Here is a 17,390-nt window from a genome sequence, read left to right as displayed (position 1 = left end):
GCCATGCATTCGAAGGGAATCGCATGTTTAGCCTGACGCTTTACACCCCCTCGCGCCCGAACGCGGCGCCCGTTCCGGAACAAGGTCAGATCACCGCGATGAAGACGACGCCCGGCTCCACGGCCAACCCCCGCCGTTCCACCCTCGTCCACCTCTCGGACGCCGCAGACCTCGGCCGGGTCGCCCTGCCCGAGTACGCGGCCGAGCTGCCCGCGAAGACGGCCAACCCGCGCCGCACCGTCCTCATGCAGCCCCCGGCCCCGTACCAGCCCCAGCCGTACGCCTCCGCGTCCCGCTGACCCCGTTCCGGGACCCACCCGCGTCATCCTTGTCACGAGCCCGGCGCCAACGCCGGTCGGCCGCCCCCGCGCCGCGTTAGCCTGGAGCGTCAGACTCCAGCCAGCATCAAGTGAGGGGCGAAAGCACTCGTGCGCATCGCCAGATTCTCCATCGACGGCAATGTGGCCTTCGGCGCCGTCGAGGGCGAGGGAACCGTCGAGTCCGGCGGCCTCGTCCTCGACATCATCAAGGGCATCCCGTACACCGACTTCGAGCTCAGCGGCACCAAGGTCCCGCTGAGCAAGGTACGGCTCCTGCCGCCCGTGCTCCCCAACAAGGTCGTGGCCATCGGCCGCAACTACGCGGAGCACGCCGCCGAACTCGGCAACGAGGTCCCCGAAGTCCCCGTCGCCTTCTTCAAGCCCACCACCTCGGTGATCGGCCCCGGCGACGCCATCGAGTACCCCTCCTTCTCCAACGAGCTGCACCACGAGGCCGAGCTGGCCGTGGTCATCGGCCGCATGTGCCGCGAGGTGCCCCGCGAGCGCGTGAAGGACGTCATCTTCGGCTACACCTGCGCCAATGACGTCACCGCCCGCGACGCCCAGCAGCGCGAGAAGCAGTGGGCCCGGGCCAAGGGCTTCGACACCTCCTGCCCCCTGGGGCCCTGGGTGGAGACCGGCTTGACCACGGCTGACGCGAGCGACCTGACCATCCAGGCGACGGTCAACGGCGAACAGCGCCAGCTGGGTCGTACGAGCGACATGATCCGCTCCATCGAGGACCTGGTCGTCCACATCACCGAGGCCATGACGCTGCTCCCCGGCGACGTCATCCTCACCGGCACTCCCGCCGGGGTCGGCCCCCTCAACGTCGGCGACGAGGTCGCCGTCACCATCGAAGGCATCGGCACTCTCACCAATAAGGTGATCAAGCGTGGCTAACGCGAACATCCGCGTCCGTTTCTGTCCCTCGCCGACCGGCAACCCCCACGTGGGCCTGGTCCGCACCGCTCTCTTCAACTGGGCCTTCGCCCGGCACAACGAGGGCACCATGGTCTTCCGCATCGAGGACACCGACGCCGCTCGCGACTCCGAGGAGTCGTACGAGCAGCTGCTCGACTCCCTGAAGTGGCTCGGCCTCGACTGGGACGAGGGCCCGGAGATCGGCGGCCCGCACGCCCCGTACCGGCAGTCGCAGCGGATGGACATCTACAAGGACGTCGCCGACAAGCTGCTCGCCGGCGGGTACGCGTACCCCTGCTACTGCACCACCGAGGAGCTCGACGAGCGCCGCGCCGCCGCCCGCGCCGCCGGCCGCCCCTCCGGCTACGACGGCCACTGCCGCGACCTCACCGAAGAGCAGAAGGCCGCCTACGAGGCGGAGGGCCGCGCGTCGATCGTCCGCTTCCGGATGCCCGACGAGCCGATCACCTTCACCGACCTGGTCCGCGGCGAGCTCACCTTCACCCCGGAGAACGTGCCGGACTACGGCATCCTCCGGGCCAACGGCGCCCCGCTGTACACCCTGGTCAACCCGGTCGACGACGCCCTGATGGAGATCACCCACGTCCTGCGCGGCGAGGACCTGCTCTCCTCCACCCCCCGCCAGGTCGCGCTCTACAAGGCGCTGATCGAGCTGGGCGTCGCCAAGGAGATCCCCTCCTTCGGACACCTGCCGTACGTGATGGGCGAGGGCAACAAGAAGCTCTCCAAGCGCGACCCGGAGGCCTCGCTCAACCTCTACCGGGAGCGCGGCTTCCTCCCCGAGGGCCTGCTGAACTACCTGTCGCTCCTCGGCTGGTCCTTCTCGGCCGACCAGGACATCTTCACCATCCCCGAGATGGTGGCGAAGTTCGACATCGCCGACGTCAACGCCAACCCGGCGCGCTTCGACCTCAAGAAGGCCGAGTCGATCAACGCCGACCACATCCGCCTGCTGGACGTGAAGGCCTTCGCCGCGGCCTGCGAGCCCTGGCTGCAGGCCCCCTTCGCCAACTGGGCGCCCGAGGAGTTCGACCGGACCGCCTGGGAGGCCATCGCGCCGCACGCCCAGACCCGCGTCACCGTCCTCTCGGACATCACGGCCAACGTGGACTTCCTCTTCCTGTCCGAGCCGGTCTTCGACCAGCCCTCGTGGGACAAGGCGATGAAGGGCGAGCCCGCGGCCCTCCTCACCACCGCCCGCGAGAAGCTCGAAGGCGCGGACTGGAGCGACCCCGAGTCGCTCAAGAACGCGGTCCTGGCCGCCGGCGAGGCCCACGGCCTCAAGCTCGGCAAGGCCCAGGCCCCGGTCCGCGTCGCGGTCACCGGCCGCACGGTCGGCCTGCCCCTCTTCGAGTCCCTGGAGATCCTGGGCAAGGAGAAGACCCTGACCCGCATCGACGCGGCGCTGGCGAAGCTCGCCGCCTGACCCCTTCCGGGCGGTACGGTCGTTCCATGACCATCCGCGCGGTCCTGTGGGACGTGGACGACACGATCTTCGACTACGCCCGCGCCGACCACGTCGGCATGAGCGCGCACCTGACGGCCGAGGGCCTGGTGGACGGATTCGACTCCGTCGACCAGGCCCTCCGTCGTTGGCGGGAGCTGACCGCGCTCCACTGGCGCCGTTTCGAGGCCGGTGGGGTCGACTTCCAGGAGCAGCGGCGGGAGCGCGTGCGGGACTTCCTCGCGGAGCCCGCGCTCACCGCCGCCGAGGCCGATCGCTGGTTCGAGCGGTACGTCTCCCATTACGAGGCGGCCTGGGAACTCTTCCCCGACGCCGTCCCCGTACTGGACCTCCTGGCCGATGACTATCGTCACGGGATTCTGTCCAACTCCAGCATCCACAACCAGGAGCGCAAGCTCCGGGTCCTGGGCGTACGGGACCGCTTCGAGGCCGTCCTCTGCGCCGCGGAGCTCGGGGTGGCCAAACCGGCCCCGGAGGCCTTCCACGCCGCCTGCACCGCTCTTGACCTGCGACCCCGCGAGGTCGCGTACGTGGGGGACCAGCCGGACATCGACGCCCGGGGCGCGGTGGAGGCGGGGCTGCGGGGCATCTGGCTGGACCGCGCGGACACCGGCGGCAGGCCCGAACTGAACCGGATCACGGACCTCCGCCAGCTCCCGGCCCTGCTCGGAGGGCATACCCGTTTTGGAGCACCGTCCACCTTCGGGTAATGTTCTTTCTGCGCCGAGGGGAACAAGCCGAAAGGCAAGAACCCGAAAAGCGCAAGCCGAGCAAGATCCCCCTGGTGGGGACGTTGTTCCGGTGGCCTATGGTGTAATTGGCAGCACGACGGTTTCTGGTTCCGTTAGTCTTGGTTCGAGTCCAGGTAGGCCAGCTCGCAGAGCTCATCTGCAACCCGTGGATAGGCATCCACAAAGCCCCCGTTGTGTAGCGGCCTAGCACGCCGCCCTCTCAAGGCGGTAGCGCCGGTTCGAATCCGGTCGGGGGTACTGATCCATCCTGTAGGTCACTTGGGTAGCTCCCGGTGGATCTACGGTGACATCACCCGGTTCCGACCGGGTGGGATCGCTAGGGCCCCCGTTGTGTAGCGGCCTAGCACGCCGCCCTCTCAAGGCGGTAGCGCCGGTTCGAATCCGGTCGGGGGTACGGTGTAACCACCATGGCCTATGGTGTAATTGGCAACACTACGGTTTCTGGTACCGTCATTCTTGGTTCGAGTCCAGGTAGGCCAGCTCGCAGAGCTCATCTGCACCGCGGATCTGATCCGCAAGGCCCCCGTTGTGTAGCGGCCTAGCACGCCGCCCTCTCAAGGCGGTAGCGCCGGTTCGAATCCGGTCGGGGGTACAAGACGAAGAAGCCCTTCCCTTCGGGGGAGGGCTTCTTCGCTGTTCGGCGCGAGCCCGTCATGGACCGGAAACGGACCGGAAGCGGGTACAACTCCGGCCCACCGCTGCGGCGTTGAAGCGGTGGGCCGGGACGAACAGAGGGCAGGGAGAACGTCAGCCGGTGCGGCGGAGCGCCTCGGAGAGACGGGCGGCGGCGTCGATGACCGCCTGGGCGTGCATACGGCCCGGGTGGCGCGTCAGACGCTCGATCGGACCCGAGACCGACACGGCGGCCACCACGCGGTTCGACGGGCCGCGTACGGGCGCGGAGACGGACGCGACGCCCGGCTCCCGCTCACCGATCGACTGGGCCCAGCCGCGGCGCCGTACGCCCGACAGGGCCGTCGCCGTGAAGCGGGCGCCCTGGAGGCCGCGGTGGAGCCGCTCGGGCTCCTCCCAGGCCATCAGGATCTGCGCCGACGAGCCGGCCTTCATCGTCAGCGTCGAGCCGACCGGGACGGTGTCCCGCAGGCCCGAGAGACGCTCGGCCGCCGCCACGCAGATGCGCATGTCGCCCTGGCGCCGGTAGAGCTGGGCGCTCTCGCCGGTGACATCGCGCAGATGCGTCAGCACCGGGCCGGCGGTCGCGAGCAGACGGTCCTCGCCGGCCGCGGCGGCGAGCTCCGCGAGGCGCGGTCCGAGGATGAACCGGCCCTGCATGTCACGCGCCACCATCCGGTGGTGTTCCAGTGCCACGGCCAGTCGGTGTGCCGTGGGTCGTGCGAGTCCCGTCGCCGCGACCAGTCCTGCGAGGGTGGCCGGACCGGACTCCAGGGCGCTCAGGACAAGGGCTGCCTTGTCGAGAACGCCTACGCCGCTAGAGTTGTCCATGCAACGATATTCGCGTCTCACTCTGTGAAACGCAAGTTCAATTTCCTGCGGAACTTGTCACTCTGGTGAGGCGGCCGCACAACGGCCCGCGAAACGGGTCTCTAGTTGTGCCGGCGTAGACGTCGGCCGGAGGGAAAGCGATGGGTAGGACACTCGCGGAGAAGGTCTGGGACGACCATGTCGTCCGGCGCGCCGAGGGCGAGCCCGACCTCCTCTTCATCGATCTGCACCTGCTGCACGAGGTGACCAGCCCCCAGGCCTTCGACGGCCTGCGCCAGAACGGCCGGCAGGTGCGGCGCCTCGACCTCACCATCGCCACCGAGGACCACAACACCCCGACCCTCGACATCGACAAGCCGATCGCCGACCCGGTCTCCCGCGCGCAGCTGGAGACCCTCCGTAAGAACTGTGCCGAGTTCGGCGTCCGGCTGCACCCGCTGGGCGACGTCGAGCAGGGCGTCGTCCACGTGGTGGGACCGCAGCTGGGCCTGACCCAGCCGGGCACCACCGTCGTCTGCGGCGACTCGCACACCTCCACGCACGGCGCCTTCGGCGCGCTGGCGTTCGGCATCGGCACCAGCCAGGTCGAGCACGTGCTCGCCACCCAGACGCTGCCGCTGGCCCGCCCCAGGACCATGGCCATCACGGTCGACGGCGAGCTGCCCGAGGACGTCACCGCCAAGGACCTGATCCTGGCGATCATCACCAAGATCGGCACCGGCGGCGGCCAGGGCTACATCCTGGAGTACCGCGGCTCCGCCATCGAGAAGCTCTCGATGGAGGCCCGGATGACCATCTGCAACATGTCGATCGAGGCCGGCGCCCGCGCGGGCATGATCGCCCCCGACGAGACCACCTTCGACTACCTGAAGGGCCGCGCCCACGCCCCCGAGGGCGAGGACTGGGACGCCGCCGTCGCGTACTGGAAGACCCTGAAGTCCGACGAGGACGCGGTCTTCGACGCCGAGGTCGTCATCGACGCCGCCTCCCTGGCGCCGTTCGTCACCTGGGGCACCAACCCCGGCCAGGGCGCGCCGCTTTCGGCGAACGTCCCCGACCCGGCTTCGTACGAAGACGCTTCGGAGCGCCTGGCCGCCGAAAAGGCCCTGGAATACATGGGGTTGACCGCCGGGCAGCCGCTGCGCGACATCAAGGTCGACACCGTCTTCGTAGGCTCCTGCACCAACGGCCGCATCGAGGACCTGCGCAACGCCGCCGGTCTGCTGGAGGGCCGCAAGGTCGCCGACGGCGTCCGCATGCTGGTCGTCCCCGGCTCGGTCCGGGTCGCCCTGCAGGCCGTCGAAGAGGGTCTGGACAAGGTCTTCAAGGAGGCCGGCGCCGAATGGCGGCACGCGGGCTGCTCGATGTGCCTGGGCATGAACCCCGACCAACTGGCTCCGGGTGAGCGCTCCGCGTCCACCTCGAACCGTAACTTCGAGGGCCGGCAGGGCAAGGGCGGCCGGACCCACCTGGTCTCGCCCCAGGTCGCCGCCGCCACCGCCGTCCTGGGCCATCTGGCCTCCCCGGCCGATCTGTCCGACGTCGCCACCACCGCGGGGGTCTGAGGAACCATGGAAGCTTTCACCACGCACACCGGCCGGGCCGTCCCGCTGCGCCGCAGCAACGTCGACACCGACCAGATCATCCCGGCGCACTGGCTCAAGAAGGTCACCCGCGACGGCTTCGAGGACGGTCTCTTCGAGGCCTGGCGCAAGGACTCCGAGTTCATCCTCAACCGCCCCGAGCGGCAGGGTGCCTCGGTCCTGGTCGCCGGCCCCGACTTCGGCACCGGCTCCTCCCGTGAGCACGCCGTCTGGGCGCTCCAGAACTACGGCTTCCAGACGGTCATCTCGGCCCGCTTCGCCGACATCTTCCGCGGCAACTCGCTGAAGAACGGCCTGCTCACCGTGGTCCTGCCGCAGGAGACGGTCGACGCGCTCTGGGAGCTGACCGAGGCCGACCCGACCGCCGAGGTCACCGTCGACCTGGAGCAGCGAAAGGTCCTGGCCGCCGGGATCGACGCCGACTTCGAGCTCGACGAGAACGCCCGCTGGCGGCTGCTGAACGGACTCGACGACATCAGCCTCACCCTTCAGAACGAAGCCGACATCGCCACCTATGAGGCGGCACGACCGGCCCACAAGCCCCGTACAATTACGGTCTGAGCAGCGCTTTTCCAAGACTGCGCCCCCCACCGCCCGGTGGGGGGCGCAGTCGCTTGTTGAGACCCTGTCGGGCGACAACTCGCCCTAGATGGCACAATCGGTGCATGGAACGCGACAGCCAACTCGAGCTCTACGAGTCAGTCGCCGCCCGATTGAAGGAAGCGCACACAAGAGTGCGCTCACTGCAAGTCCCGGAGGGCGTAAGGATGGCGCTGTCCCGGAAGCTGCTGGTCGTGACGGCCGCGGCGAAGCACGATCTCAAGGACGCGGCAACGCGTCTGGACCGGTTGATGAAGGACCTCGACGAGGGCCGATTCCCAGAGGACGACTGACACCAAGAACTCCGCAGCGGATCTTCTGCGTTGCGGCACTAGGGTGATTAGCCCGTTTCGTGTTTGATTTGCGGTATATACATGCCTAACGTGCGAAAAAGCTTGAACACTTTCGTTCTGGCAATGTCTCCGAAGGGGAAGACGTGAACAAGGCGCAGCTCGTAGAAGCGATTGCCGACAAGATGGGCGGTCGCCAGCAGGCCGCCGAAGCCGTCGACCACGTGCTCGACGCCATCGTGCGTGCCGTGGTCGGGGGCGACCGGGTCTCGGTGACGGGTTTCGGCTCGTTCGAGAAGGTCGACCGTCCGGCCCGCTACGCCCGCAACCCGCAGACGGGTGAGCGGGTGCGGGTCAAGAAGACCTCGGTCCCGCGCTTCCGTGCCGGTCAGGGCTTCAAGGACCTGGTCAGCGGCTCGAAGAAGCTCCCCAAGGGCGGCGAGGTCTCCGTCAAGAAGGCTCCCAAGGGCAGCCTGACCGGTGGCGCCGCCTCCGCGACCGTGAAGAAGGCCGCCGCCAAGAAGGCCAGCACCGCCAAGAAGGCCGCCGCGAAGAAGGCGACCCCGGCGAAGAAGGCGACGACGGCGGCCGCGAAGAAGGCGACCCCCGCGAAGAAGACCACCACGGCGGCCAAGAAGGCGACCCCCGCCAAGAAGGCCACCACGGCCGCGGCGAAGAAGACCTCCGCCGCCGCCAAGAAGACCACCACGGCCGCCGCGAAGAAGGCGACCAAGGTCACGGCCAAGAAGACCGCGCCGGCCGCGAAGAAGGCCACGGCGACGAAGGCGCCCGCCAAGAAGACGACGGCGCGCAAGACGACCGCCAAGAAGGCCGCCGCCAAGAAGTAGGACGAGCGGTAGACACCCGCCGGGCCGGGCTCCCCCCAGGGAGCCCGGCCCGCGGCGCGTCCGGGGCCCCGACGGCGGGGACCGGGCGCGTCAGAACGTCTGAAGCGTCACCAGGGTGATCCGCAGACCGGCGCCCGAGGTGCCCGGCTCCGCCTCGATCCGCACCCGCTGCCCCGGCCGCAGCAGCCGCAGCCCACCCGCCTCGAAGGCCTCCGCCCCGAACTCCACGGGGGTTCCGTCGTCGAGCAGCACACTGCCGCTGCGGGTCTCGGGGTCGTACGTGAACGCGGTCGCCTGCATGGAGCGCAGCCTATCCGGCCGCCGACAGCCACCGGGCGGCCGTCCGCGGGCCGAGCCCCAGTGCCTCCGCCGCCGCCAGATCCTCACCGGTGTCCACGTCCCGGCGTACGGAATCCACCCCGGACAGCCGGATTTCCACGGCACCCGACGACAAATGCCGGAGCCGTGACGCACCTCCGAATGCCGGTTCCAATTCCACCCCCGGGCCCGCCGAGAGGAATGTCGTACCTATTTCGGCGGCATCCGCGAGAAAAGCCCTCGGAAATTTCCGGGCCGCGTCCAGGACCAGGGCGAGCTCCGCCGGCCGCAGCGCCGGCAGGTCCGCGTTGAGCGTGGCCACGCGCGCGTACGGCCGCCGGGACCGTATGACGCGGACCCCGTGCGCCAGCGCCGCGTTGAGCCCCGCCGCAGGGGTGTCCGGGACGATCCGCGCCCCCAGCGAGCCCAGTGCCCCGGAGGCCGTCGGATCGTCCGTGACGACCACCACATCCCGTACCCGCGCGCAGTTCAGCACCGCACCCACGGTGTCCTCGGCGAACGCGAGCGCCAGCCGCGGGCGCAGCCGGGACCCGGCCGCCGCGGCCAGTCTGCTCTTCGCCAGGGCAAGGGGCTTCAGGGGCACGACCAGGGACCAGCCGTCGTCCGCATCCGTGTGTATGGCGTTCATCGGCCTCCATTCTGTCCCGCCCACGCGGTCCCGCGGGGGGCCCGGGGCGTACGGTGTCACTCGACAGAGCTGGAGCATGGGGCGACACTTGACCCCCTGCCAGCCGGTCCCGGAGAAAGGTGTACGAGTGCCCCGCCGCAGAATCGGCTTCTGGTACCGCCTCGCGGCGGTCATCGCCAAACCCCCCCTGGTGGTTCTGTTCAAGCGGGACTGGCGCGGTATGGAGCACATTCCGGCCGACGGCGGTTTCATCACCGCGGTCAACCACAACTCCTACCTGGACCCGCTGTCCTACGCGCATTACCAGTACAACACCGGCCGCGTCCCGCGCCTCCTGGCCAAGGCGGCCCTCTTCAAGGCCCCCTTCGTCGGCATGATGCTCCGCGGCACCGGGCAGATCCCCGTCTACCGCGAGACGACCAACGCGCTCGACGCGTTCCGCGCCGCCGTCGACGCCATCGAACGCGGCGAGTGCGTCGCCTTCTACCCCGAGGGCACCCTGACCCGGGACCCCGACATGTGGCCCATGGCGGGCAAGACCGGTGCCGCGCGCGTCGCGCTGCTCACCCGGGCCCCCGTCATCCCGGTGGCCCAGTGGGGCGCCAACCTCGCGATGCCGCCGTACGCCAAGGAGAACAAGCTCAGCCTGTTCCCCCGCAAGACCCTGATCGTGCAGGCCGGTCCGCCCGTCGACCTCTCCCGCTTCTACGGACTCGAACCCACACCCGAGGTGCTCCGCGAGGCGACCGAGGTCATCATGGCCGCGATCACCGCGATCCTGGAGCAGGTCCGCGGCGAACAGGCGCCCGCCGAACCGTACGACCACCGCAAGGCGCGCCTGGAGCAGCGGCGCAAGGCCGCCGAAGGGGGCACCAAATGACCAAGGCAGCCGTCTTCGGAAACGGATCCTGGGGTACCGCCTTCGCGATGGTGCTCGCCGACGCGGGCTGCGAGGTGAGCCTCTGGGGCCGCCGCGCCGAACTCGCCAAGGAGATCAACGCGACCCGGGTCAACCCCGACTACCTGCCGGGCGTCGAGCTCCCCGCGGCGATCACGGCCACCGCCGACCCCGCCGAGGCCGCCCACGACGCCGACTTCACCGTCCTCGTCGTGCCCTCGCAGACCCTGCGCGGCAACCTCGCCGCCTGGTCGCCGATGCTCGCGCCCGACACCGTCCTCGTCTCCCTCATGAAGGGCGTCGAACTCGGCACCGCCAAGCGCATGAGCGAGGTCATCACGGAGGTCGCCGACGTGCCCGCCGAGCGCGTGGCCGTCCTCACCGGCCCCAACCTGGCCAAGGAGATCGCCGCCCGGCAGCCCGCCGCCGCCGTCGTCGCCTGCGTCGACGAGACGGTCGCGCAGCGGCTCCAGACCGCCTGCATGACCCCGTACTTCCGCCCGTACACCAACACCGACGTGGTGGGCTGTGAACTCGGCGGCGCGGTCAAGAACGTCATCGGGCTCGCCGTCGGCATCGCCAACGGCATGGGCCTCGGCGACAACTCCAAGGCCACGCTCATCACCCGGGGCCTCGCCGAGACCACCCGGCTCGGCCTCGCCATGGGCGCCGACCCGCTCACCTTCTCCGGCCTCGCGGGCCTCGGCGATCTCGTCGCCACCTGCTCCTCGCCGCTCTCCCGGAACAACACCTTCGGCACCAACCTCGGCCGCGGGATGACCCTCCAGGAGACGATCGCGGCCACCAAGCAGACCGCCGAGGGCGTCAAGTCCTGCGAGTCCGTGCTCGATCTGGGCCGCCGCCACGGCGTCGACATGCCCATCACCGAAACCGTCGTCTCGATCGTCCACGACGGGAAGCCGCCGGTCGTCGCCCTCAAGGAACTGATGTCGCGCAGCGCCAAGGCCGAGCGCCGCTGAGCGCCACCGGGCGCCGCCGAGCCCTCGGCCCTCGCCCGGTAGCCGCCCCGTGCCCCCTGCGCGCCGCTGAGCCGGACGCGCGCGAGGGGACCGGGGCCGCAAGGTCGTTCGGGACTCGCAAGGTACGCTCATCGCGATATGAGCGAGAACACCCAGAGCCCCCGCAAGCCGCGCGTGGCCGTCGTCTTCGGCGGACGCAGCTCCGAGCACGCCATCTCCGTCGTCACGGCGGGCGCCGTCCTGAGCGCCATCGACCGGGACAAGTACGACGTGCTGCCCATCGGCATCACGACGGACGGGCGCTGGGCGCTCACCGCCGACGCCCCCGAGCGCATGGCCATCGCCGACCGCGCCCTGCCCAACGTCGCCGACCTGGCCGAGTCCGAGGAGGGCGGTGTCGTCCTCTCCGTCGACCCCGCCAACCGCGAGGTCGTCCTCACCGAGCCCGGCGCCGTGCCGAGGGCCCTCGGCGAGGTCGACGTGGTCTTCCCGATGCTCCACGGCCCGTACGGCGAGGACGGCACCCTTCAGGGCCTCCTGGAGCTCTCCGGCGTCCCCTACGTCGGTGCGGGCGTCCTCGCCTCCGCCGTCGGCCAGGACAAGGAGTACATGAAGCGGGTCTTCGTCTCCTTCGGTCTCCCGGTCGGCCCGTACGAGGTCATCCGGCCGCGCGAGTGGGAGCAGAACCCCGCCGCCGCCCGCAAGAAGATCGTCGAGTTCGCCGCCGAGCACGGCTGGCCGCTCTTCGTGAAGCCGGCCCGCGGCGGCTCCTCCATGGGCATCACCAAGGTCGACGACCTCTCCGGCCTGGACGAGGCCATCGAGGAGGCCCGCCGCCACGACCCCAAGATCCTCGTCGAGTCGCTGCTGCGCGGCCGGGAGATCGAGTGCGGCGTCCTGGAGTTCGAGGACGGCCCCCGGGCCAGCGTGCCGGCCGAGATCCCGCCGGTCACGAACCACGACTTCTACGACTTCGAGGCCAAGTACATCGACTCGGCCTCCGGCATCGTGCCCGCGCCCATCGGGGACGAGGCCACCGCCGAGATCCAGCGCCTGGCCGTCGCCGCCTACGAGGCGGTCTCCTGCGAGGGCCTGGTCCGCGCCGACTTCTTCCTCACCGAGGACGGCGATTTCGTCATCAACGAGATCAACACCATGCCGGGCTTCACGCCGATCTCCATGTACCCGCGCATGTGGCAGGAGAGCGGCGTGAGCTACCCGGAGCTCGTCGACCGCCTCATCCAGGCCGCGCTGAACCGCTCCACGGGCCTGCGCTGATCCGTAGCACCACGAAAAGACCGTGCCCCCGCCTCTCAGAGGCTGGGCGGCACGGTCTTCCGTACGGGCTCGGCGAGATCGGCGAGCGGCGTGATGTCGTGCGCGTACCGCTTGTCGAGCTGCACCTCGATGTACGTCTTCCGATACGTCGAGGTGAACCGGGGCCCGGCGCCCTCGGGGCGCTCCAGCATCCAGTTCACGCCGTTCGCCTCGATGCCCTGCGCCTTGGGATCGCTCATCTTTTCGGGCCGGGGCACCCCGCAGCGCAGTACGATCGCACCGTCACCCCAGCCGGCGGTCAGCTCGGAGCCGGGCTCCGGGTCACTCCGCTCCAGCCCCGCCAAGGTGTCGGGAAGCTCCTTCGCCAAGGCCTGGCAGAAGGCGGCCTCCGCCGCCGGTGGGCTGGGAACCTCGACGGACGCCGCGGCGTCCGACGAGGAGCAGCCGGCGACGGCCAGCAGCGATACGGCTGCCGTGACGGCGGCGGGCAGGCCGAAGGGCCGGTGGGAAGACATCACCGGCCAAGCGTAGACGGGGGCTACAGATGAACGACCGGGCAGGTGAGGGTGCGCGTGATGCCGTCCACTTGCTGGACCTTGGCGACCACCATGCGGCCCAGCTCGTCGACGGTGTCCGCCTGCGCGCGCACGATCACGTCGTACGGACCGGTCACGTCTTCGGCCTGGATGACCCCCTGGATCTTGGAGATGGTGTCGGCGACGGTCGACGCCTTGCCCACCTCGGTCTGGATGAGGATGTACGCCTGAACCACGGAACCTCCAGGGCGACCACGAGGATCTTGTGGGAGAAAGGGACGCCACGGTACCGCGTCGCCGCGGGCTGCGGGGAGACCTGCGTGTCCCGAGGCGCTCGCGGGGTGGCGTACGCAGGACAGAAGTTGACGGTCTACTTGACGGTACCCAGCACGGTGACGGCCCGCGACCCGCGGCGCGAACAGACGCGCCCCCGCCCGCCGGCCGGCACGAAGACACGAGGTGAGGCGCGGTGAAGGGCACAGTCGGAGAGCTGGGCGAGTTCGGGCTCATCAGGGAGCTCACGTCCCGGCTCACCTCCACCCCGGCGGTACGGATCGGGCCCGGCGACGACGCCGCGGTCGTCTCCGCCCCCGACCGGCGCGTGGTGGCCAGCACGGACATCCTCCTCGAAGGACGTCACTTCCGCCGCGACTGGTCGACGGCGTACGACGTCGGCCGCAAGGCAGCGGCACAGAACCTCGCCGACATCGCGGCCATGGGCGCGGTCCCCACAGCGCTCCTCCTCGGCCTGGTCGTCCCCGCCGAACTCCCCGTCACCTGGCCCACCGAACTCATGGACGGCCTGCGCGACGAATGTCAGGTCGCGGGCGCCGCGGTGGTCGGCGGCGACGTCGTCCGGGGCGACACGATCATGGTCTCCATCACCGCCCTCGGCGACCTCCGCAACCACGACCCGGTCACCCGGGGCGGCGCCCAGCCCGGCGACGTCGTCGCCTACACGGGCTGGCTCGGCTGGTCCGCCGCCGGATACGCGGTGCTCTCCCGGGGCTTCCGGTCCCCGCGCGCCTTCGTCGAGGCCCACCGCAGGCCCGAACCGCCGTACCACGCGGGTCCCGCCGCCGCCGGTCTCGGCGCCACCGCCATGTGCGACGTCAGCGACGGCCTCATCGCCGACCTCGGGCACATCGCCGAGGCCAGCAAGGTCCGCATCGACCTGCGCTCCGGCCTCATCGACATCCCCACCCAGATGAACGACATCGGCCAGGCCGTCGGTGTCGACCCCATGCAGTGGGTGCTCACCGGGGGAGAGGACCACGCCATCGTGGCCACCTTCCCGCCCGACGTGAAGCTGCCCGCCCGCTGGAAGGTCATCGGCGAGGTCCTCAACCCCTCGGCGCTGCCGCAGGTCACCGTGGACGGCGCGCCCTGGCACAGCGTGGGCGGCTGGGACCACTTCGGGGAGACCGAGTGACCTCCCGGCCCCCGCTCGTGCTGACCGTCGCCGGATCCGACTCCGGCGGCGGCGCCGGCATCCAGGCCGACCTGAAGACGATGCTCGCGCTCGGCGTCCACGGCATGAGCGTGCTCACGGCCGTCACCGCCCAGAACTCGCGGGGCGTCCAGGGCGTCTGGGAGCTGCCGGTGGAAGCCGTACGCGCCCAGTACCGGGCCGTCGTCGACGACATCGGCGTCCAGGCCGTCAAGACCGGCATGCTGGCCTCGGCGGCTCTCGTGGAGACCGTCGCCGAGCTGCTCGGCGACACCGGCGCCCCGGTCGTCGTCGACCCGGTCGGCGTCTCCAAGCACGGGGACTCCCTGCTCGCCGAGAGCGCGCTCGACTCCGTCCGGACGAAGCTGCTGCCCCGGGCCACCGTCGCCACCCCGAACCTGGACGAGGTGACACAGCTCACGGGCGTCCACGTCGTCTACGAGGCCGACATGCGGGTCGCGGCCGAGGCGATCCTGTCGTACGGGCCGGAGTGGGTCCTGATCAAGGGCGGGCACCTGCCCACCGGCCGGGAGGCCGTGGACCTGCTGACGGACGGATCCGAGGAGCACTGGCTGCGCGCCCCGCGCCACGACAACCGGCACACCCACGGGACGGGCTGCACGCTCGCGTCCGCGGTGGCGTCCGGGCTCGCCAAGGGACTCCCGGTGCCGGAGGCGGTGCGGGAGGCCAAGGAGTACGTCACGGGGGCCATCGGCGCCGGGTTCGCGCTGGGCGCGGGCATCGGGCCGGTCGATCACGGCTGGCGGTTCAGAGACTGAGGGTTTCCGGAGGCCTCCGACAGGGGCCTTCGGCCGCTCGACCGTTTCCGGGCAAGGCAAAAGGCCGGTTCACCTAGGTGAACCGGCCTTTCAAGGCAACCGCAGGGGCTGCGCTACGACAGAACACGCGTCGCAATTAGCGCGAGACCTTGCCGGCCTTGATGCACGAGGTGCAGACGTTGAGCCGCTTCGGCGTCCGACCGACCACGGCACGCACACGCTGGATGTTCGGGTTCCAGCGACGGGGCGTACGGCGGTGCGAGTGCGAAATGTTGTTGCCGAAGCCCGGCCCCTTGCCGCAGACGTCGCAGTTGGCAGCCACGGGTCACTCCAAAGACTTCAGAATTACAGTGAAATCCGGCGCACCGGAATCAGGAGTCTGAAGTGGCTTGCCGGGGGATGGCCCGGTGTGAACCGGGCAACCGAAGCAGCATACAACGCCTGCTTCGGTGGAACGAAACTACCACGGACTCGGCGGACCTCGCCTCGGGCCCAGGTCACGAGCCGGACACCTCGGGTCTACCCTGCGGTGAGCTCACCGCCGAAGGAGGACCCCCGTTGTCGCGAGCCCTTCAGCCCTTCGAGGAGCTCGTCGAGCTCGACGCCGAGGCGGTCAGGTCCTGGTGCGCGCGGGCGCTCGACGCGCTCGGCCGGGAGCGCGAGGAGATCGACGCGATCAACGTCTATCCCGTGGCGGACGGGGACACCGGCACCAATCTGTACCTGACGGCGGAAGCCGCCCACCAGGCCGTCGAGGCCGTCTTCGCCGCCTCCGCACCCGAACCCGACACCGCCGAGACCGTACGGGCCATGGCCCACGGCGCCCTGCTCGGCGCCCGCGGCAACTCCGGCACGATCCTCTCCCAGCTCCTGCGCGGCATGGCGGGCGTCCTCGCCGAGGGCTGTGACGGTGATCACCTGGCCCGCGCCCTCGCCGAGGCCGCGAGCGCGGCCCGGCAGGCCGTCGCCCACCCCGTCGAAGGCACCATCCTCACCGTCGCGAGCGCCGCCGCCGGGGCCTGCGCCGCCGGCGGCGGACTCGTCGACGTGGCCAGGAACGCCCACCACGGGGCCAGGGCGGCCCTCGCGGCCACCTCCGGGCAGCTCGACGTCCTCGAACGCGCCGGAGTCGTCGACGCGGGCGGCAGGGGCCTGGTGACGGTCCTCGGCGCCCTCCTCGAAACCGTGACCGGCCAGACCCCGCCCCCCGCCGCCACGACCCCGCTCATGCCCGCGCCCCGCGAGGAATGCCCCGCCGAGGACGGGCCCGCCTACGAGGTGATCTACCTCCTGGAGGCCGAGGACGCGGCCGTGGAGCTGCTCCGGTCCCGGCTCGACGCCCTGGGGGAGTCCCTCGTCGTCGTCGGCGGCGACGGACTGTGGAACGTCCATGTGCACGTCGACGACGCCGGCGCGGCCGTCGAGGCGGGAGTCGAGGCCGGCCGGCCGCACCGCATCCGGATCACCCACTTCGCCGCCGACGCGACCGCCACCGCGGGACGCGGGGAACGCGCCCAGCGCGCGGTCGTCGCCGTCGTCCCCGGCGAGGGCCTCGCCGGGCTCTGCGCCGAAGCGGGCGCGACCACCGTGCGGACCATGCCCGGCGAACAGCCCGCCGGCGACGAACTCCTCGACGCGATCCGACGGGCCCACGCGCGCGAGGTCGTCCTCCTGCCCAACGACACCGACCTGCGCCGGACCGCCGCGGCGGCCGCGGAACGCGCCAGGGCCGAGGGCATCCGCGTCGCCCTCATCCCGACCAGGGCCGCCGTCCAGGGCATCGCGGCCCTCGCCGTCCACGAACCCGACCGGCGCTTCGACGAGGACGTCGTCGCCATGACGGCCGCCGCCGGAGCCACCCGCTACGCCGAACTCGCCGTCGCCGAACGCCAGTCCTTCACCTCGGCCGGCGTCTGCCAGGCCGGCGACATCCTCGGCCTCATCGAGGGCGACGTCGCCGTCATCGGCAAGGACCTCACCGACACGGCCCGCACGGTCCTGGACCGGATGCTCTCCGCGGGCGGCGAACTCGTCACCCTCGTCGTCGCCGACGACACCCCGCCCGGACTCGCCCCCGACCTGGAGGCCCACGTCCGGCGCGGCTACCTCGCCGTCGACACCACCACGTACCACGCGGGCGCGGGCGCACCGCCGCTGCTCATCGGGGTGGAATAGGCGCCGTTCCGGGAGGTCGTCCACAACCCTCCGCACGCG

At 70.6% G+C, this 17,390-nt stretch carries 20 protein-coding genes and 5 tRNA genes; 19 read left to right on the top strand and 6 right to left on the bottom strand.

Annotated features, from left to right (window positions below; all coding sequences use genetic code 11):
* Positions 1-98 precede the first annotated feature (98 nt).
* The 9 genes from OG259_RS12625 to OG259_RS12585 all read left to right on the top strand — a co-directional run bounded on the left by OG259_RS12625 (position 99) and on the right by OG259_RS12585 (position 4,074).
* The gene (locus tag OG259_RS12625) at positions 99-299 is read left to right on the top strand and encodes a hypothetical protein (RefSeq protein WP_266897080.1); all 201 of its coding nucleotides are present in this window, start codon (positions 99-101) and stop codon (positions 297-299) included.
* Positions 300-428: 129 nt separating this feature from the next.
* The gene (locus OG259_RS12620; protein ID WP_328942354.1) at positions 429-1,223 is read left to right on the top strand and encodes a fumarylacetoacetate hydrolase family protein; all 795 of its coding nucleotides are present in this window, start codon (positions 429-431) and stop codon (positions 1,221-1,223) included.
* Positions 1,216-2,691 carry a glutamate--tRNA ligase gene (gene gltX / locus OG259_RS12615; RefSeq protein WP_328942353.1) on the top strand — a complete coding sequence of 492 codons (1,476 nt, stop codon included), beginning with the start codon at positions 1,216-1,218 and terminating at the stop codon, positions 2,689-2,691. Before OG259_RS12620 ends, gltX begins: the two co-directional genes overlap by 8 nt.
* 26 nt (positions 2,692-2,717) lie before the next feature.
* Entirely contained in the window at positions 2,718-3,440 is a 723-nt protein-coding gene (locus OG259_RS12610) for an HAD family hydrolase (protein ID WP_328942352.1), read from the top strand.
* A 92-nt stretch (positions 3,441-3,532) separates the two neighbouring features.
* Positions 3,533-3,604 (top strand) — tRNA-Gln (locus tag OG259_RS12605).
* Positions 3,605-3,646: 42 nt separating this feature from the next.
* Positions 3,647-3,719 (top strand) — tRNA-Glu (locus OG259_RS12600).
* 84 nt (positions 3,720-3,803) lie between these two features.
* A tRNA-Glu gene (locus OG259_RS12595) sits at positions 3,804-3,876 on the top strand.
* A gap of 14 nt (positions 3,877-3,890) precedes the next feature.
* A tRNA-Gln gene (locus OG259_RS12590) sits at positions 3,891-3,962 on the top strand.
* A gap of 39 nt (positions 3,963-4,001) precedes the next feature.
* Positions 4,002-4,074: transfer RNA gene (locus OG259_RS12585), tRNA-Glu, on the top strand.
* A gap of 155 nt (positions 4,075-4,229) precedes the next feature.
* Here the strand turns inward: OG259_RS12585 and ndgR are convergent.
* Positions 4,230-4,946, bottom strand: coding sequence for an IclR family transcriptional regulator NdgR (gene ndgR / locus OG259_RS12580; protein WP_015036427.1), 717 nt, complete (start codon positions 4,944-4,946; stop codon positions 4,230-4,232).
* 140 nt (positions 4,947-5,086) lie between these two features.
* On the opposite strand from ndgR, the gene leuC reads away from it, so the two are divergent.
* From leuC to OG259_RS12560, 4 genes are all read left to right on the top strand, one after another.
* Entirely contained in the window at positions 5,087-6,511 is a 1,425-nt protein-coding gene (gene leuC, locus OG259_RS12575) for a 3-isopropylmalate dehydratase large subunit (protein ID WP_328942351.1), read from the top strand.
* A 6-nt stretch (positions 6,512-6,517) separates the two neighbouring features.
* Positions 6,518-7,111: a 3-isopropylmalate dehydratase small subunit gene (leuD, locus tag OG259_RS12570; RefSeq protein ID WP_328942350.1), complete on the top strand. Its 594-nt coding sequence runs from the start codon at positions 6,518-6,520 to the stop codon at positions 7,109-7,111.
* A gap of 104 nt (positions 7,112-7,215) precedes the next feature.
* The gene (locus OG259_RS12565; protein WP_030325570.1) at positions 7,216-7,443 is read left to right on the top strand and encodes a hypothetical protein; all 228 of its coding nucleotides are present in this window, start codon (positions 7,216-7,218) and stop codon (positions 7,441-7,443) included.
* Positions 7,444-7,586: 143 nt separating this feature from the next.
* Entirely contained in the window at positions 7,587-8,288 is a 702-nt protein-coding gene (locus OG259_RS12560) for an HU family DNA-binding protein (protein WP_328942349.1), read from the top strand.
* Between the two features lie 90 nt (positions 8,289-8,378).
* Here the strand turns inward: OG259_RS12560 and OG259_RS12555 are convergent, their stop codons facing one another.
* The gene (locus OG259_RS12555; protein ID WP_030551092.1) at positions 8,379-8,588 is read right to left on the bottom strand and encodes a hypothetical protein; all 210 of its coding nucleotides are present in this window, start codon (positions 8,586-8,588) and stop codon (positions 8,379-8,381) included.
* Positions 8,589-8,598: 10 nt separating this feature from the next.
* A complete protein-coding gene (cofC, locus tag OG259_RS12550; protein WP_328942348.1) occupies positions 8,599-9,255 on the bottom strand; it encodes a 2-phospho-L-lactate guanylyltransferase in 657 nt (218 codons plus the stop codon).
* Between the two features lie 127 nt (positions 9,256-9,382).
* Between cofC and OG259_RS12545 the strand changes: the two genes are divergently transcribed.
* The 3 genes from OG259_RS12545 to OG259_RS12535 all read left to right on the top strand — a co-directional run bounded on the left by OG259_RS12545 (position 9,383) and on the right by OG259_RS12535 (position 12,411).
* Positions 9,383-10,135, top strand: a complete 753-nt coding sequence (locus OG259_RS12545) for a lysophospholipid acyltransferase family protein (RefSeq protein WP_328942347.1) — start codon at positions 9,383-9,385, stop codon at positions 10,133-10,135.
* The gene (locus tag OG259_RS12540; protein ID WP_328942346.1) at positions 10,132-11,133 is read left to right on the top strand and encodes an NAD(P)H-dependent glycerol-3-phosphate dehydrogenase; all 1,002 of its coding nucleotides are present in this window, start codon (positions 10,132-10,134) and stop codon (positions 11,131-11,133) included. Before OG259_RS12545 ends, OG259_RS12540 begins: the two co-directional genes overlap by 4 nt.
* A 138-nt stretch (positions 11,134-11,271) precedes the next feature.
* Positions 11,272-12,411 carry a D-alanine--D-alanine ligase family protein gene (locus OG259_RS12535; protein ID WP_328942345.1) on the top strand — a complete coding sequence of 380 codons (1,140 nt, stop codon included), beginning with the start codon at positions 11,272-11,274 and terminating at the stop codon, positions 12,409-12,411.
* A gap of 35 nt (positions 12,412-12,446) precedes the next feature.
* Here the strand turns inward: OG259_RS12535 and OG259_RS12530 are convergent, their stop codons facing one another.
* Together OG259_RS12530 and OG259_RS12525 are read right to left on the bottom strand one after the other, a co-directional pair.
* On the bottom strand, positions 12,447-12,926 hold the full coding sequence (locus OG259_RS12530; RefSeq protein ID WP_328947071.1) for a DUF3515 domain-containing protein: 480 nt from the start codon (positions 12,924-12,926) through the stop codon (positions 12,447-12,449).
* A 23-nt stretch (positions 12,927-12,949) separates the two neighbouring features.
* The gene (locus tag OG259_RS12525; protein ID WP_328942344.1) at positions 12,950-13,183 is read right to left on the bottom strand and encodes an Lrp/AsnC ligand binding domain-containing protein; all 234 of its coding nucleotides are present in this window, start codon (positions 13,181-13,183) and stop codon (positions 12,950-12,952) included.
* 233 nt (positions 13,184-13,416) lie between these two features.
* Between OG259_RS12525 and OG259_RS12520 the strand changes: the two genes are divergently transcribed.
* Positions 13,417-14,379, top strand: coding sequence for a thiamine-phosphate kinase (locus OG259_RS12520; RefSeq protein WP_073819075.1), 963 nt, complete (start codon positions 13,417-13,419; stop codon positions 14,377-14,379).
* Entirely contained in the window at positions 14,376-15,176 is an 801-nt protein-coding gene (gene thiD / locus OG259_RS12515; protein ID WP_328942343.1) for a bifunctional hydroxymethylpyrimidine kinase/phosphomethylpyrimidine kinase, read from the top strand. Before OG259_RS12520 ends, thiD begins: the two co-directional genes overlap by 4 nt.
* Positions 15,177-15,312: 136 nt before the next feature.
* Here the strand turns inward: thiD and rpmB are convergent, their stop codons facing one another.
* Positions 15,313-15,498, bottom strand: a complete 186-nt coding sequence (gene rpmB / locus OG259_RS12510) for a 50S ribosomal protein L28 (RefSeq protein WP_015036441.1) — start codon at positions 15,496-15,498, stop codon at positions 15,313-15,315.
* Between the two features lie 236 nt (positions 15,499-15,734).
* Here rpmB and OG259_RS12505 point away from each other — a divergent pair, with 236 nt between their 5' ends.
* Positions 15,735-17,351 carry a DAK2 domain-containing protein gene (locus tag OG259_RS12505; protein WP_328942342.1) on the top strand — a complete coding sequence of 539 codons (1,617 nt, stop codon included), beginning with the start codon at positions 15,735-15,737 and terminating at the stop codon, positions 17,349-17,351.
* The last annotated feature ends 39 nt before the right edge of the window (positions 17,352-17,390 follow it).

This window comes from Streptomyces sp. NBC_00250 (assembly GCF_036192275.1).
Lineage (GTDB): Bacteria > Actinomycetota > Actinomycetes > Streptomycetales > Streptomycetaceae > Streptomyces.
Note: the sequence above shows the minus strand (reverse complement) of the source record. Positions and strands in the feature narration are given on the sequence as shown.

Coding starts and splice junctions, on each gene's coding strand:
- leuC (WP_328942351.1), top strand. CDS start 5,087: ATGGGTAGGACACTCGCGGAGAAGGTCTGGGACGACCATGTCGTCCGG.
- OG259_RS12535 (WP_328942345.1), top strand. CDS start 11,272: ATGAGCGAGAACACCCAGAGCCCCCGCAAGCCGCGCGTGGCCGTCGTC.
- OG259_RS12625 (WP_266897080.1), top strand. CDS start 99: ATGAAGACGACGCCCGGCTCCACGGCCAACCCCCGCCGTTCCACCCTC.
- OG259_RS12540 (WP_328942346.1), top strand. CDS start 10,132: ATGACCAAGGCAGCCGTCTTCGGAAACGGATCCTGGGGTACCGCCTTC.
- cofC (WP_328942348.1), bottom strand. CDS start 9,255: ATGAACGCCATACACACGGATGCGGACGACGGCTGGTCCCTGGTCGTG.
- OG259_RS12610 (WP_328942352.1), top strand. CDS start 2,718: ATGACCATCCGCGCGGTCCTGTGGGACGTGGACGACACGATCTTCGAC.
- OG259_RS12530 (WP_328947071.1), bottom strand. CDS start 12,926: ATGTCTTCCCACCGGCCCTTCGGCCTGCCCGCCGCCGTCACGGCAGCC.
- OG259_RS12565 (WP_030325570.1), top strand. CDS start 7,216: ATGGAACGCGACAGCCAACTCGAGCTCTACGAGTCAGTCGCCGCCCGA.
- OG259_RS12555 (WP_030551092.1), bottom strand. CDS start 8,588: ATGCAGGCGACCGCGTTCACGTACGACCCCGAGACCCGCAGCGGCAGT.
- leuD (WP_328942350.1), top strand. CDS start 6,518: ATGGAAGCTTTCACCACGCACACCGGCCGGGCCGTCCCGCTGCGCCGC.
- ndgR (WP_015036427.1), bottom strand. CDS start 4,946: ATGGACAACTCTAGCGGCGTAGGCGTTCTCGACAAGGCAGCCCTTGTC.